This window comes from Serratia sp. BIGb0163 (genome assembly GCF_024809935.1).
Classification (GTDB): domain Bacteria; phylum Pseudomonadota; class Gammaproteobacteria; order Enterobacterales; family Enterobacteriaceae; genus Serratia; species Serratia quinivorans.
The window spans coordinates 61,340-76,197 of sequence record NZ_JANUDZ010000006.1; the positions used below are offsets into that span (position 1 = coordinate 61,340).

General features: G+C 59.0%; 10 protein-coding genes. 8 read left to right on the forward strand and 2 right to left on the reverse strand.

Features of this window, described 5'->3' with window-relative positions:
- The first annotated feature begins 1 nt into the window (after nucleotide 1).
- Entirely contained in the window at nucleotides 2-1,435 is a 1,434-nt protein-coding gene (mgtE, locus tag M2406_RS19220) for a magnesium transporter (RefSeq protein WP_012146254.1), read from the forward strand.
- A gap of 265 nt (nucleotides 1,436-1,700) precedes the next feature.
- A complete protein-coding gene (locus M2406_RS19225) occupies nucleotides 1,701-2,051 on the forward strand; it encodes a DNA-binding protein (protein WP_012146255.1) in 351 nt (116 codons plus the stop codon).
- A gap of 5 nt (nucleotides 2,052-2,056) precedes the next feature.
- Here M2406_RS19225 and alkA read toward each other — a convergent pair whose 3' ends face one another.
- On the reverse strand, nucleotides 2,057-3,553 hold the full coding sequence (gene alkA, locus M2406_RS19230) for a DNA-3-methyladenine glycosylase 2 (RefSeq protein ID WP_218217443.1): 1,497 nt from the start codon (nucleotides 3,551-3,553) through the stop codon (nucleotides 2,057-2,059).
- A gap of 166 nt (nucleotides 3,554-3,719) precedes the next feature.
- Between alkA and yegD the strand changes: the two genes are divergently transcribed.
- The 3 genes from yegD to M2406_RS19245 are packed head-to-tail and all read left to right on the forward strand — an operon-like array spanning nucleotide 3,720 to nucleotide 6,187.
- Nucleotides 3,720-5,072, forward strand: a complete 1,353-nt coding sequence (gene yegD / locus M2406_RS19235; protein ID WP_012146257.1) for a molecular chaperone — start codon at nucleotides 3,720-3,722, stop codon at nucleotides 5,070-5,072.
- A 48-nt stretch (nucleotides 5,073-5,120) separates the two neighbouring features.
- On the forward strand, nucleotides 5,121-5,684 hold the full coding sequence (locus M2406_RS19240; RefSeq protein ID WP_259191037.1) for a GNAT family N-acetyltransferase: 564 nt from the start codon (nucleotides 5,121-5,123) through the stop codon (nucleotides 5,682-5,684).
- Nucleotides 5,678-6,187, forward strand: a complete 510-nt coding sequence (locus M2406_RS19245) for an AAA family ATPase (protein WP_181574775.1) — start codon at nucleotides 5,678-5,680, stop codon at nucleotides 6,185-6,187. Before M2406_RS19240 ends, M2406_RS19245 begins: the two co-directional genes overlap by 7 nt.
- A 5-nt stretch (nucleotides 6,188-6,192) precedes the next feature.
- On the opposite strand, the gene M2406_RS19250 is transcribed toward M2406_RS19245, so the two are convergent.
- Entirely contained in the window at nucleotides 6,193-7,146 is a 954-nt protein-coding gene (locus M2406_RS19250) for an aldo/keto reductase (protein ID WP_259191038.1), read from the reverse strand.
- A gap of 270 nt (nucleotides 7,147-7,416) precedes the next feature.
- Here M2406_RS19250 and M2406_RS19255 point away from each other — a divergent pair, with 270 nt between their 5' ends.
- Genes M2406_RS19255 through mdtC form a run of 3 tightly spaced genes read left to right on the forward strand, consistent with a single transcriptional unit; the run spans nucleotide 7,417 to nucleotide 14,854 of the window.
- Entirely contained in the window at nucleotides 7,417-8,658 is a 1,242-nt protein-coding gene (locus M2406_RS19255) for an MdtA/MuxA family multidrug efflux RND transporter periplasmic adaptor subunit (RefSeq protein ID WP_259191039.1), read from the forward strand.
- Nucleotides 8,658-11,777, forward strand: a complete 3,120-nt coding sequence (locus M2406_RS19260; RefSeq protein ID WP_115184047.1) for an MdtB/MuxB family multidrug efflux RND transporter permease subunit — start codon at nucleotides 8,658-8,660, stop codon at nucleotides 11,775-11,777. The genes M2406_RS19255 and M2406_RS19260 overlap by 1 nt, the downstream gene beginning before the upstream one ends.
- Nucleotides 11,774-14,854, forward strand: a complete 3,081-nt coding sequence (gene mdtC, locus M2406_RS19265) for a multidrug efflux RND transporter permease subunit MdtC (RefSeq protein WP_259191040.1) — start codon at nucleotides 11,774-11,776, stop codon at nucleotides 14,852-14,854. The genes M2406_RS19260 and mdtC overlap by 4 nt, the downstream gene beginning before the upstream one ends.
- Nucleotides 14,855-14,858 lie beyond the last annotated feature (4 nt).

The window sequence follows — 14,858 nt, forward strand, 5'->3', positions numbered from 1 at the left end:
CATGTCAGCCGCAACGCATAATGTTAAAAAAGTCGCTGAGCACCGCCAGCGCATTATTTCTCTGCTGTTAAATAACAAAGACCTGGTCGACGGCATTCTCGGCCGACCGGGTGACGAAAACGCCCTTAGCAAAAGTGAGCTGCTCAACCAGACCGCTGAAATTACCGGCCTGCTCGACGATATGCATGCCGCCGATTTGGCTGACTTGCTCGAAGCGCTACCGCAGGACGAACGTCTGGCGTTGTGGCGGCTGGTGGGTAACGCCAAGCGCGGCCAGGCACTGGTGGAAGTCGCCGAGCCGGTGTGGGACAGCCTGATCGAAGAAATGAGCGATAAAGACCTGCTCAAAGCCATCAAAACGCTGGACGTTGATGAACAGGCCTATCTGGCGCAATACCTGCCGCGTAACCTGATGGGCCGCCTGCTGACCTCGATGGAGCCGGAGCAGCGCGCTCAGGTGCGCGAGATGATCCACTACGGCAAGGACACCGTCGGCTGGATGATGGATTTTGAACTGGTCACGGTGCGCCCGGACGTCACCCTCGGTGCGGTGCATCGCTTCCTGCGCCTGCGCAAAACCATACCGGCGGCCACCGATAAGCTCTTTGTCACCGACCGTAAAAATACGCTATTGGGTGAGTTGCCGCTCACCGCGGTGCTGCTCAATGACCCGGAAACTCTGGTACAGGCGGTGATGGACAGCGATCCCACCCGTTTTCTGCCGGAAGAGAAAGCCGAGGCTGCAGCCAGCGCGTTCGAACGTTATGACCTGATCAGCGCCCCGGTGGTCGATGCCAAAGGCAAGCTGATGGGCCGCTTGACCATTGAAGAGATCGTTGACGTGGTCAACGAGGAAAGCGACAGCAACCTGCGCCGTATGGGGGGCTTAAGCCCGGAAGAAGACGTGTTTGCCCCGGTAAGCAAAGCGGTGAAAACCCGCTGGGCATGGCTGGCGATCAACCTGTGTACCGCATTTATCGCTTCGCGCGTTATCGGCCTGTTTGAACACACCATTTCACAACTGGTGGCGCTGGCGGCATTGATGCCGATTGTCGCCGGTATCGGCGGCAACACCGGTAACCAGACCATCACCATGATCGTTCGCGCACTGGCCCTGCATCAAATCGAAGTCGGCAATATCTCCCGCCTGATGTTCAGGGAACTGGGGGTCGCCATCATCAACGGCGTGGTCTGGGGCGGTATCATGGGCATCGTCACCTGGCTGTTGTATGGCGATTGGGCGATGGGCGGGGTAATGACGCTGGCGATGATCCTCAACCTGCTGGTAGCGGCGCTGATGGGGGTGGTTATCCCGATGGCGATGCTAAAAATGGGACGAGATCCGGCGGTCGGTTCCAGCGTCTTGATTACCGCGCTGACCGACACCGGCGGCTTCTTTATCTTCCTCGGTCTGGCCACCCTCTTCCTGCTGTAATCTCTGATGGCCGGCGGTTACGCCGGCTTTTGCTACCGCTCACTAACACCGTCCCCCTCCATTCAGCCCCATTCTCCTGTCTTTCAGGCCGTGGCGTCATTGGCCACATGCCCCCGATCACGTTTTTTTTGCTTAGCCAACCTGAGGTTAGTGGTATAACTAACGAGTTAGAGTTAATCGTTTGAACAAAACCTCGATACGGAAATCAGCACGCGCGTTAATTTCCACCACCATCTTTAAACGTGATTGCTCAGGGATAATGGCTATGAAAAACGAGTGGTTTGCCGCCAGAGAGCTTACCGGCATTGCAGGACTGCCCTCCTCGCCGCAGGGAATCAATTTGATGGCCCGCCGCGAAGGCTGGATCAGTCGCCGCCGAAAAGGCGTGCAGGGCAAAGCGGTGGAATACCACATCAATAGCCTGCCGATCGGCGCGCGCAGCCTGTTGGTACTGCAAGAAGATCCTGCTGAATATCAGCTTGAACGCCAGGATCCGCTGGCAGTCTGGGTTGAGTATTACTATCACCTGAGCGAAAGCGAGCGCGAGAAAGTACTCACCTTCCTGATGCGTGAAGGGATCGACAGCCTGCTGGCGCTGATTGCTGCCGAAGAATAACTCGGCTACTCGTCAGTGTCCGTTGACGGCACCCAACCCTGGTTATGCCACAGATGCAGCGTGGCGTAAGAGCGCCAGGGCCGCCAGCGTTCGGCATAGTTTTCAATCTGGCGTGGCGTCATCCCAGGAAAGCGCTGCTTGATCAGATAATCCCCTGTCAGAAACACGTCCGGCCATGACCAGGCGCGCATCGCGATGTAACAGGCCGTCCAACTGCCAATCCCCGGCAACGCGGTCAGCGCCTTGATCCCTTGCTCAATATCCAGCACGTTTTCCAACTGTAACCGCCCTTCGGTGACCGCCCGTGCGATGGCGATCAGCGCCGCTGCGCGTTTCAGTTGCACCCCCAGCGGGCGCAGTTCCTCGGGTTGCAACCGCGCCACCTGTTCGGCATTGGGGAACACATGGGTAATGCCGGCGTAAGGCTGTGCCAGCGGCGTTCCCCAGCGTTCAGCCATGCGTCCGGCAAAGGTCGCCGCCATCTTGACGCTGACCAACTGCCCAAGCACCGCCCGGGTCGCCTGCTCAAAGCCGTTGACGCAGCCGGGCAAACGCAGGCCCGGCGCATCGGCGGCAAGCCGCCCCAAGGCCTGGACGATCAGATCTGGCGCCGCGTCCAGATCAAACAGCTGGCGGATGCGACGCAGCACTTCCGTGGTCACCCGGCTGAGGGCGGGGGCAATCTCCACCCGCACTCGATTGTGGCTCTCTTCCGGCTGCACGCTGACCCAGCCGTGATAATCAATGCCGCCCTGGGTGATGGCGATCGCCCGCAGATACTGTTGCCCTTCCACCTTTTCCACTCCGCTCACCGCACGGGTTTGCAAAAAACTCAGCATACGCGGCCAGTCATAGGGCGGCCGGTAACCCAGATGAAAGACCAGCCCGCTGGCGACGGTGCGTTCATTACGGCCGCTGCTGCTGCGCAGCGCCGAGGGGATCAGCCGGTAGCGTGCCTTGAACAACTCGTTGAAACGTCGCAGGCTGCCGAAACCGGCGGCAAACGCCACCTCACTTAGCGGCATATCGGTATCCGCCAGCAGCCTTTTGGCCTGTAACAGCCGGTGCGACTGGGCATAATCAATCGGTGACGCGCCAAACTGATCGGCAAAGATACGCCGCAGGTGGCGGTCGGAAATGCCCAACCGCGCGGCCAGTTGCTCACAGCTGTGCTCCGACAGATAGCCCTGTTCAATCAACTGTACCGCCACCTGGGCATAGCGATTGCCCAGATCAATCAACGCCAGCCCCGGCGCCAACTCCGGCCGGCACTTCAGGCAGGGGCGAAACCCGGCCAGCTCTGCCGCCGCCGCGCTAGGGTAAAAGGTACAGTTCTCGATTTTCGGCGTGCGGGCACTGCACACCGGGCGGCAATAAATACCGGTCGAAGAAACGCCGACAAAAAAGCGGCCGTCGAATTTACGATCGCGCGCACTCAGTGCCTGATACAGCGCCTGTTGTTGGTTTTTCATGGCTAGGCTCGGGGTCAGTTTTTTGTTCATTATGCGACTCGGCTGGTGCGCTGACGTGCGGGATTCGGACATTAAGTTAAGCACGCGCTCCCGTTAGTCGCTAAAATTTTCGTCAGTTATGCGCTGGCACGTTGCCCGAGGGACAAGTCTCGGGTAAAGTCGCCCCCCTTCATCGGCATGGGGAGTGAGAAAAGACATGTTTATTGGATTCGATTACGGAACGGCCAACTGTTCCGTTGCAGTGATGCGTGATAACGGCCCCGAGCTGCTGACGTTGGAAAACAACGAACCCTATCTGCCGTCGATGCTGTGCGCACCGACGCGTGAAGCCGTGAGCGAGTGCTTGCACCGTCACTGGCAAGTGCCCACCGGCAGCGAAGAGAACCAGCAACTGCTGCGCCGGGCAATCAACTACAACCGTGAAGAAGACATCCCGGTCGCCAGCAACAGCGTGCTCTTCGGCCTGCAAGCGCTGGCACACTACGTTGAAGATCCGGAAGAGGTGTATTTTGTTCGTTCACCGAAATCCTTCCTCGGCGCCAACGGCCTGAAGCCACAGCAGATCGCGCTGTTTGAAGATCTGGTGTGTGCCATGATGTTCCACATCAAGCGCCAGGCGGAAAACGTCCTGCAGGACAGCATCAGTCAGGCGGTCATCGGTCGCCCGATCAACTTCCAGGGCATGGGCGGTGAAGATGCCAACCAGCAGGCGCAGGGCATTTTGCAACGCGCTGCCGAGCGTGCCGGGTTCAAAGACATTGAATTCCAGTTCGAGCCGGTCGCGGCAGGGCTGGACTTCGAAGCCACGCTGACCGAAGAGAAAACCGTGCTGGTGGTAGACATCGGCGGCGGTACCACCGACTGCTCGGTACTGCTGATGGGGCCACAATGGCGTGACCGCGCCGAACGCCAGCAAAGCCTGCTGGGGCACAGCGGTTGCCGCGTGGGCGGTAACGACCTGGATATCATGCTGGCATTCAAACAGCTGATGCCACTGTTCGGCATGGGCGGCGAAACCGGCAAGGGTATCGCCCTGCCTGCGCTGCCTTACTGGAACGCCGTCGCCACCAACGACGTGCCGGCGCAGAACGACTTTTACAGCGTCGCCAACGGCCGCATGCTGCGCGATCTGATCCGCGATGCCGCCGAGCCGGAAAAGGTCAAACGCCTGCTGAAAGTTCACCAGCAACGTCTGAGCTACCGTTTGGTGCGCGCGGCGGAGGAGAGTAAAATCGCCCTGTCCGCACAGCAAAACATCAGCGCACCGCTGGCTTTCGTCCAGGCTGATTTGACGGAAACCATCAGTCAGGATCAGCTTGCCGAGGCTATTTCGCAGCCGCTACTGCGTATTCAGGAACAGGTCAGCGCCGCACTAGCCAGCAGCCAGACCGCGCCACAGGTGATTTATCTCACCGGCGGCAGCGCACGTTCACCGCTGCTGCGCGCCGCGCTGCAACAGCAGTTGCCGGGCATTCCTATCGTTGGGGGCAACGATTTTGGCTCGGTCACCGCCGGGCTGGCACGCTGGGCGCAAACGCTGTTCCGTTAATCGTCCGAGGGCGCGGCCTGCCGCGCCCCTGGTCATTGGAGGTCAGTGATGTATGAAATACTCCCCCTGGAAAGCGACCGGTTGCTATTGCGCGCCTGGCGCGACCAAGATCTGCCGGCATTCGCCGCCCTCAACGCCGATCCCCAGGTGATGCGTTATTTCCCTGCCCCGCTGACAGCCGAACAAAGCCACGCGCAGGCTGATAAAATTCGTCAATTCATGCAGCAGAACGGTTGGGGTTTGTGGGCGGTGGAAGAAAAAGACGGCGCGCCTTTTATCGGTTTTGTCGGGCTGGCGATCCCGGCGGATGATCTGCCCTGCTCTCCCTGCGTAGAAATCGGCTGGCGGTTAGCGGCAGCGCACTGGGGAAAAGGCTACGCCACTGAGGCCGCCCGCACCGCACTGTGCTACGCTTTCGAACGGCTGGATTTAGCTGAAGTAGTGTCTTTTACCGCCGAAAACAACGGGCCATCACGCCGGGTTATGGAACGTATTGGCATGACTTCCAGCGGTGAAAACTTCCTGCATCCACGGTTGCCGCAGGGCCATCCGCTGCAAAAACATGTCCTGTATCGGCTGACACAACAAAACTGGCGGGAGCAACAATGCTGATCGTTTTTTCCGGTCTGCCGGGCAGCGGTAAAACTACACTGGCGCGAGCGCTGGCTAGCGCATTACCCGCAATGCATCTGCGAATCGATACCCTTGAACAAGCGATCCGCAACAGCGGAGCTCTGGCTAATGACATTGGCCCGGCGGGATATTTTGCCGCTTATGGCGTCGCCGAAGATAACCTGCGCCTGGGTCACACCGTGATTGCCGACTCAGTCAATCCGCTGCCGGTCACGCGTGAGGACTGGCATAGCGTTGCACTACGGGCTGGCACTGCCTGCCTGGATATTGAAGTGGTCTGTTCCAACCGTACGGAACACCGCCGACGAGTCGAAACCCGCGACGGTGATATTGCCGGGTTACGGTTGCCCAATTGGGAAAGTGTCACCGCCCATGATTACACGCCCTGGAGCACACCGGTGGTGACGATTGATACCGCTGGGCGCACCGTTGAAGCCTGCCTGACGCAGTTGCTGTCATTGATTAACGCCGTGCGCAGCTAACCCGATTACCAGGCGCTGGCCTGGTTCAGGGTGCTGATATCCTCAGCATCCAACCGCAGACGGGTAGCGCTAACCAACTCATCCAACTGCGTTAACGAGGTTGCGCTGACGATCGGTGCAGTAATGCTGGGCCGCGCTATCAGCCAGGCCAATGAAACCTGCGCGGGTGAAGTCTGGTGCTTCACCGCAACGCTATCCAACGCCGTCAGAATTTTTAAACCGCGCGGATTAAGATATTGCCCAATCACTCTGTCGCCACGCTGGCTCTTGCCGATATCTTGCTCGCTACGATATTTGCCGGTCAGGAAACCGCTGGCCAGCGAGAAGAAGTTAATCACGCCCAGTCCATGGCGCTGCGCCACCGCCTCCAGCCCTTGCTCATAGCCTTCTCGCGCATACAGGTTGTATTCCGGCTGCAGGGTTTCGTAACGCGCCAACCCTTCCCGCTCGCTGACGTTCAGTGCTTCTTCCAGACGATCGGCCTGATAGTTGGAAGCGCCTATCGCTCGCACCTTGCCGGCCTTGATCAGCGCATCAAACGCCGCCAGAGTTTCTGCCAGTGGCGTGTCCCGGTCGTCATCATGCGATTGATAAAGGTCGATATAATCGGTCTGCAAACGGCGCAGTGAATCCTCAACCGCCTGCTGGATATAGCGCGGCGACAGCCCCTGTTTGCCTTCGCCCATCGGCTTGCCCACTTTGGTGGCAATGATGACCTGGTCGCGCTTACCGGTTTTTTTCAGCCATTGTCCAATGGTGGTCTCCGACTCTCCGCCCTGATTGCCCGGCGCCCAACTGGAATACACGTCGGCGGTATCGATGAAATTGAGCTGGTTCTCCACCAGCGCATCCAGCAGGCTGAAAGAGGTTTCGCGATCGGCAGTCCAACCAAACACGTTACCGCCGAAGGTCAATGCCGGTACTTTAATGCCCGAACGGCCCAGTTCTCTGTTGCTCATTGTATGCTCCAAGGGAATTAATGATTCGCAGGGTAATTATTAGCGCCAAACCGAGAAATAGGCCAAAACGTATTGGCTATATGCCGGATTAAGTCTCTTATAAGGCGGGCATGCACAAATCTGCAACTTATTAGGACAATGCTGACGGTTACTCCATATTTCCTTCATTTTTATGCCGTCTTGACTGGCTAAACTAGTATCCTGTAAGGAGTGTAACTTTTTTGGCAATGAGTGCCCGCACGCCTGCCTTTTGGAGATATTTTCACCACCATGAATGCAAAAAACCCACGTCGTTCACTGATACTGCGCCTGCTGGTGGTGGTCATTGTGGCTATTGCCGCCGTGCTGATTTGGCGTCACTTCCGCGCTGCGCAACCTGCCACGGATGCTGCACCGCATGCGCGCCACGCAGGTAAAGGCCAGGCGGCCGCTGGCCGACGTGGGGCACCGATGTCACCGGTACAGGCCGCGACCGTCACGCAGCAGACGGTACCACGCTATCTTTCCGGACTGGGCACCGCCACCGCCGCCAACACCGTGACCGTCACCAGCCGGGTTGACGGCCAACTGATGGCGATCCACTTTACCGAAGGCCAACAGGTCAAGGCAGGCGATCTGCTGGTGGAAATCGACCCGCGCCCGTTTGAAGTGCAACTGACTCAGGCATTGGGGCAACTGGCAAAAGACCAGGCCACGCTCGCTAATGCCCGGCGCGATTTGGCGCGTTACCAGCAACTGGCGAAAACCAATCTGGTCTCGCGGCAGGATCTGGATACCCAATTGTCATTGGTGCAGCAGACTGAGGGGGCGATCAAGGCCGATCAGGGCACGGTGGACAGCGCCAGGCTGCAAATCACCTACAGTCGCATCACCGCGCCGATCGACGGTCGCGTCGGCCTGAAACTGGTGGATGTCGGCAATTACATCACCAGCGGCAGCACCACCGGCATTGTGGTGATCACCCAAACTCATCCTATCGATGTGGTGTTTACCCTGCCGGAAGCCAATATCAGCGACTTGATCAAAGCGCAAAAAGCCGGCCCGGTCAGCGTCGAAGCCTGGGATCGCACCAACCAAAATCAACTGGCAACCGGTTCATTACTGAGCCTGGATAACCAAATCGACACCACCACCGGCACCATCAAACTCAAGGCGCGTTTCACCAACGAGGACGATGCGCTGTTTCCCAACCAGTTTGTGAATGCACGTTTGAAGGTGGCGACGCTGCACGATGCCATGGTCATCCCGACCGCAGCGCTACAGATGGGCAACGAAGGCAACTTCGTCTGGACCCTGAGTGAAGAGAACAAAGTCAACAAACACCTGGTCACCACCGGCATGCAGGATAGCCAACAGGTGGTGATCACCGCCGGCCTGAACGTCGGCGATCGGGTAGTCACCGACGGTATCGATCGTCTGACAGAAGGCATGCAGGTAGAAGTGGTGACGCCGCAGACGGCTTCGGCAGCGACTAAACCGAGCCAACCAACTCGCGCTCAGGGGAAATCCTGATGCAGGTGATGCCACCTAACCCCGGCGGTGGCCCATCCCGCCTGTTTATTCTGCGCCCGGTCGCGACCACGCTGTTGATGGTGGCGATCCTGCTGGCGGGGATTATTGGTTATCGCGCCCTGCCGGTTTCCGCCCTGCCAGAAGTTGACTATCCGACCATTCAGGTGGTCACGCTGTACCCTGGCGCCAGCCCGGACGTGGTCACTTCGGCCATTACCGCCCCGCTGGAGCGCCAGTTTGGCCAGATGTCCGGCCTGAAACAGATGGCATCGCAAAGCTCCGGCGGCGCCTCGGTAGTGACGCTGCAATTCCAGCTTGAACTGCCGCTCGACGTCGCCGAACAGGAAGTACAGGCGGCGATCAACTCCGCCACCAACCTGTTACCGAGCGATCTGCCCTACCCGCCGATTTACAGCAAGGTTAACCCTGCCGATCCACCGATCCTGACGCTGGCCGTGACCTCATCCGCCATGCCTATGACTCAGGTGGAAGACATGGTGGAAACCCGCGTAGCGCAGAAAATATCGCAGGTCACCGGCGTCGGGCTGGTCACTATCTCCGGCGGTCAGCGGCCGGCGGTGCGCGTAAAACTTAATGCCGCGGCCGTTGCCGCCTACGGCCTGGACAGCGAAACTATCCGCACCGCCATCAGCAATGCCAACGTCAACTCCGCCAAAGGCAGCCTGGATGGCCCGACGCGCTCGGTCACGCTATCCGCCAACGATCAGATGAAGTCCGCCGACGATTACCGCCAACTGATTGTCGCCTACCAAAACGGCGCGGCGATCCGCCTGCAGGATATCGCCACCATCGAACAGGGCGCAGAAAATACCCGGCTGGCAGCCTGGGCCAATAAACAACCGGCGATTGTGCTGAACATCCAGCGTCAGCCGGGGGTGAACGTGATCACCACCGCCGACAGCATCCGCGAGATGCTGCCCCAGTTGATCAAGAGCCTGCCAAAATCGGTCGACGTCAAGGTACTGACCGATCGCACCACCACCATTCGCGCCTCGGTCAGCGACGTGCAGTTCGAACTGCTGTTGGCGGTGGCACTGGTGGTAATGGTGATTTATGTATTCCTGCGCAACGTACCGGCCACCATTATTCCGAGCGTCGCGGTACCGCTGTCGTTGATCGGTACCTTTGCCGCCATGTACTTCCTCGGCTTCTCCATTAACAACCTGACGCTGATGGCATTGACCATCGCCACCGGGTTTGTGGTCGATGATGCCATCGTGGTGATTGAGAACATTTCGCGCTATATCGAAAAGGGGGAAAAACCGCTCGATGCGGCGTTGAAAGGGGCCGGTGAGATCGGCTTCACCATCATTTCACTGACCTTCTCGTTGGTGGCAGTGCTGATCCCGCTGCTGTTTATGGGGGATATCGTCGGCCGACTGTTCCGCGAGTTTGCCGTGACGTTGGCGGTGGCGATTTTGATTTCCGCCGTGGTTTCACTGACGCTGACGCCGATGATGTGCGCGCGCATGCTGAGCCACGAATCGCTGCGTAAGCAGAACCGTTTTTCCGCGGCTTCCGAGCGTTTCTTTGATCGGGTTATCGCCCGCTACGGCAAATGGCTGAAAACGGTGCTCAACCACCCGTGGCTGACGCTCGGCGTGGCGTTCAGCACGCTGCTGCTCACCATCTTGCTGTACCTGCTGATCCCGAAAGGTTTCTTCCCGGTGCAGGACAACGGCATCATTCAGGGCACGCTGGAGGCACCGCAGTCGGTGTCATTCAGCAATATGGCCGAACGGCAACAGCAGGTGGCGGCAGAAATTCTCAAGGATCCGGCGGTGGAAAGCCTGACGTCGTTTGTCGGCGTCGATGGCAGTAATTCCACGCTCAACAGTGGCCGCTTGCAGATCAACCTCAAGCCCTTAAGCGAACGCAGCGAGCGTATTCCGGCCATCATCACCCGACTGCAACAGATGAGTACCCAGTTCCCCGGTGTGAAGCTGTATCTGCAGCCGGTACAGGATCTGACCATCGATACTCAGGTCAGCCGCACCCAATACCAGTTCACCCTGCAGGCGATGTCGCTGGACGATCTCAGCCTGTGGGTACCGAAACTGATGGCGGAACTGCAACAAACGCCGCAGTTGGCGGACGTGACCAGTAACTGGCAGGATCAGGGCCTAGTGGCCTATGTCAATGTCGATCGCGATTCGGCCTCTCGCCTCGGCATCAGCATGAGCGACGTGGATAATGCGCTGTACAACGCCTTCGGTCAGCGGTTGATCTCCACCATTTACACCCAGGCCAACCAGTACCGCGTGGTGCTGGAACATGACGTCAGCACTACGCCAGGGCTGGCGGCGCTGAATGATATCCGTCTGACCAGCAGCAACGGCACCATAGTGCCACTGAGCACCATCGCCAAAATTGAACAGCGCTTCGGGCCGCTGTCGGTTAACCATCTGGATCAGTTCCCGGCGGCCACCATCTCCTTTAACGTCGCAGGCAATTATTCCCTCGGAGAAGCCGTTGACGCCATCACTCTGGCAGAAAAAAACCTCAACCTGCCGAAAGACATCACCACCCAGTTCCAGGGCGCGACGCTGGCGTTCCAGGCAGCGCTGGGCGGCACCTTATGGCTGATCCTCGCGGCAGTAGTCGCGATGTATATCGTGCTGGGCGTGCTGTATGAGAGCTTTATTCACCCGGTGACCATTTTATCCACCCTGCCCACCGCCGGGGTCGGTGCCTTACTGGCGTTGATGATGGCCGGCAGCGAACTGGACGTGATTGCCATTATCGGCATCATCCTGCTGATCGGCATCGTGAAGAAAAACGCCATCATGATGATCGACTTTGCCCTGGCCGCCGAGCGGGAACAGGGAATGACGCCGTATGACGCGATTTATCAGGCTTGCCTGCTGCGTTTTAGGCCAATCCTGATGACCACACTGGCCGCGTTACTGGGCGCACTGCCGCTGATGCTCAGCACCGGCGTCGGCGCGGAGCTGCGCCACCCACTCGGAGTCTGTATGGTCGGCGGGCTGGTGATGAGCCAGATCCTGACGTTGTTCACCACGCCGGTGATCTACCTGCTGTTTGACAAGCTGGCGCGCAATACTCGCCGTCAGCCGGATGCGCAGGAGCTGCCGTGAAATTCTTCGCCCTGTTTATCTACCGGCCGGTCGCCACCACGCTGCTGACATTGGCTATCGCCATCAGCGGCGTGATCAGCTTCAGCCTGCTGCCAGTCTCGCCGCTGCCGCAGGTCGACTACCCGGTGATTTCAATCAGCGCTTCGCTGCCGGGTGCCGATCCAGAGACCATGGCCTCGTCGGTGGCGACGCCGCTGGAACGGGCGCTGGGCCGCATTGCCGGGGTCAATGAGATGACCTCGATGAGCTCACTGGGCAGCACCCGGGTGATTCTGCAGTTCGATCTCGATCGTGATATCAACGGGGCCGCGCGTGACGTACAGGCAGCGATTAACGCCGCACAAAGCCTGTTGCCCACCGGCATGCCAAGCCGCCCCAGCTACCGTAAGGTCAACCCGTCCGACGCGCCGATCATGATCCTGACGCTAACCTCGGATACCTACAGCCAGGGCCAACTCTACGATTTTGCCTCGACCCAGCTGGCGCAAAAAATCGCCCAGACCGAAGGAGTGGGTGACGTTTCGGTCGGCGGCAGCTCGCTGCCTGCGGTGCGGGTCGAACTCAACCCGAGCGCCCTGTTCAATCAGGGCATATCGCTCGATGCAGTGCGCCAGACCATCAGCAATGCCAACGTACGCAGGCCACAAGGGTCGGTGGAAAATCAACAGCAGCGCTGGCAGCTCCAGGCCAATGACGAGCTGAAAACCGCCGAGGCCTACCGGCCGCTGATTATCCACTACAACAACGGTTCGGCAGTGCGCCTGAGCGACGTGGCCGAGGTTAACGATTCGGTGCAGGATGTCCGCAACGCCGGGATGACCAATGCCAAGCCGGCGATTATTCTGGCCATCAGCCGGGCGCCGGACGCCAATATCATTGAAACCGTCGATCGCATTCGCGCCGAACTGCCCGCGCTGCAAGACAATATTCCGGCGTCGATCCAATTGAATATCGCCCAGGATCGCTCACCGACCATCCGCGCCTCACTGGCTGAGGTCGAACAGTCGCTGGTGATCGCCATTGGGCTGGTGATCCTGGTGGTGTTCATCTTCCTGCGTTCCGGCCGCGCTACGCTGATCCCGGCGGTAGCGGTGCCGGTCTCGCTGATCGGCTCCTTCACCGCCATGTATCTGTGCGGCTTCAGTCTGAATAACCTGTCGCTGATGGCACTGACCATCGCTACCGGCTTCGTGGTCGACGACGCTATCGTGGTGCTGGAGAATATTTCCCGCCACATCGAGGCCGGCATGAAACCCATTAATGCGGCGCTGGTCGGGGTGCGTGAAGTGGGCTTCACCGTGCTGTCGATGAGCGTGTCGCTGGTGGCAGTGTTTATTCCGCTGCTGCTGATGGAAGGCCTGCCTGGCCGCCTGTTCCGCGAGTTCGCCGTCACCCTGTCGGTGTCGATCGGGCTGTCGCTGATTATCTCGCTGACGCTGACGCCGATGATGTGCGCCTACCTGCTGCGCCACCAGCCGCCGCGCTCGCAGCGGCGCATTCGCGGCTTCGGTAAAATGCTGTTGGCGTTGCAAAAGGGTTATGGCCGTTCGCTAAGCTGGGTGCTTGGCCACTCGCGCTGGGTGCTGGCGGTGTTTCTGGCCACCATCGCACTCAACGTGTGGCTGTACGTCAGTATTCCAAAAACCTTTTTCCCGGAACAGGATACCGGACGGCTGATGGGCTTTATCCAGGCCGATCAGAGCATTTCCTTCCAGGCTATGCGCGTTAAGCTGGAAGATTTCATGAAAATCGTGCGTGAAGATCCGGATGTGGAAAACGTCACCGGTTTTACCGGTGGCTCACGCACCAACAGCGGCTCGATGTTTATTTCGTTGAAACCCCTGTCGGTGCGCAGCGATGATGCACAGAAAGTGATCGCCCGTCTGCGCGCCAAATTGGCCAAAGAGCCGGGTGCCAGCCTGTTCCTGATGGCAGTACAGGATATTCGCGTCGGCGGCCGACAGGCTAACGCCAGCTATCAGTACACTTTGATGGCGGATGACCTCGCTGCGCTGCGCGAATGGGAACCGAAGATCCGCACCGCGCTGGCCGCGCTGCCGGAGCTGGCGGACGTCAACTCCGATCAGCAGGACAAAGGCTCGGAAATGGACCTGGTTTACGATCGCGAGACCATGGCCCGTTTGGGGATTTCGGTCTCCGATGCCAATAACCTGCTGAATAACGCCTTCGGCCAGCGCCAGATTTCGACCATCTATCAGCCGCTCAATCAGTACAAGGTGGTGATGGAAGTCGCACCGCCCTATACCCAGGACGTCAGTTCGCTGGACAAGATGTTCGTGATCAACAGCGACGGCAAGGCGATCCCACTGTCCTACTTTGCCAGTTGGCGACCGGCCAATGCACCGCTGTCGGTCAACCATCAGGGGTTGTCGGCCGCCTCGACCATCTCGTTTAACCTGCCAGATGGCGGCAGCCTGTCGGACGCCACCGCCGGTATAGAGCGCACCATGACCGCACTCGGAGTGCCCTCAACCGTGCGAGGGGCCTTTGCCGGTACCGCGCAGGTATTCCAGGAAACGTTGAAATCCCAGTTGCTGCTGATCGCCGCCGCCATCGCCACGGTGTATATCGTGCTCGGCATCCTCTACGAAAGCTATATTCACCCGCTGACCATTCTGTCCACCCTGCCTTCTGCCGGGGTCGGCGCACTGCTGGCGCTGGAGTTGTTCGGCGCGCCGTTCAGCCTGATCGCATTGATTGGCATTATGCTGCTGATCGGCATTGTGAAGAAAAATGCCATCATGATGGTCGACTTTGCCCTGGATGCACAACGCAACGGCGGTATCAGCGCACATGACGCCATTTTCCAGGCTTGCCTGCTGCGTTTCAGGCCGATCATGATGACCACACTGGCGGCGCTTTTTGGCGCACTGCCATTGGTGTTGACCCACGGCGACGGCGCAGAGTTACGTCAACCGCTCGGTATCACCATCGTGGGCGGCCTGATCGTCAGCCAACTGTTGACGCTCTACACCACCCCGGTGGTTTACCTGTATTTTGATCGGCTGCAGATGAAATTCCGTCGCGGCAAGAAACTGGATCCTTTGCCCCAATAATGGC

Bases quoted from the DNA above. Each gene is read 5' to 3' on its own strand.
- mgtE (WP_012146254.1), top strand. From the start codon at position 2: ATGTCAGCCGCAACGCATAATGTTAAAAAAGTCGCTGAGCACCGCCAG.
- M2406_RS19225 (WP_012146255.1), top strand. From the start codon at position 1,701: ATGAAAAACGAGTGGTTTGCCGCCAGAGAGCTTACCGGCATTGCAGGA.
- alkA (WP_218217443.1), bottom strand. From the start codon at position 3,553: ATGAACAAAAAACTGACCCCGAGCCTAGCCATGAAAAACCAACAACAG.
- yegD (WP_012146257.1), top strand. From the start codon at position 3,720: ATGTTTATTGGATTCGATTACGGAACGGCCAACTGTTCCGTTGCAGTG.
- M2406_RS19240 (WP_259191037.1), top strand. From the start codon at position 5,121: ATGTATGAAATACTCCCCCTGGAAAGCGACCGGTTGCTATTGCGCGCC.
- M2406_RS19245 (WP_181574775.1), top strand. From the start codon at position 5,678: ATGCTGATCGTTTTTTCCGGTCTGCCGGGCAGCGGTAAAACTACACTG.
- M2406_RS19250 (WP_259191038.1), bottom strand. From the start codon at position 7,146: ATGAGCAACAGAGAACTGGGCCGTTCGGGCATTAAAGTACCGGCATTG.
- M2406_RS19255 (WP_259191039.1), top strand. From the start codon at position 7,417: ATGAATGCAAAAAACCCACGTCGTTCACTGATACTGCGCCTGCTGGTG.
- M2406_RS19260 (WP_115184047.1), top strand. From the start codon at position 8,658: ATGCAGGTGATGCCACCTAACCCCGGCGGTGGCCCATCCCGCCTGTTT.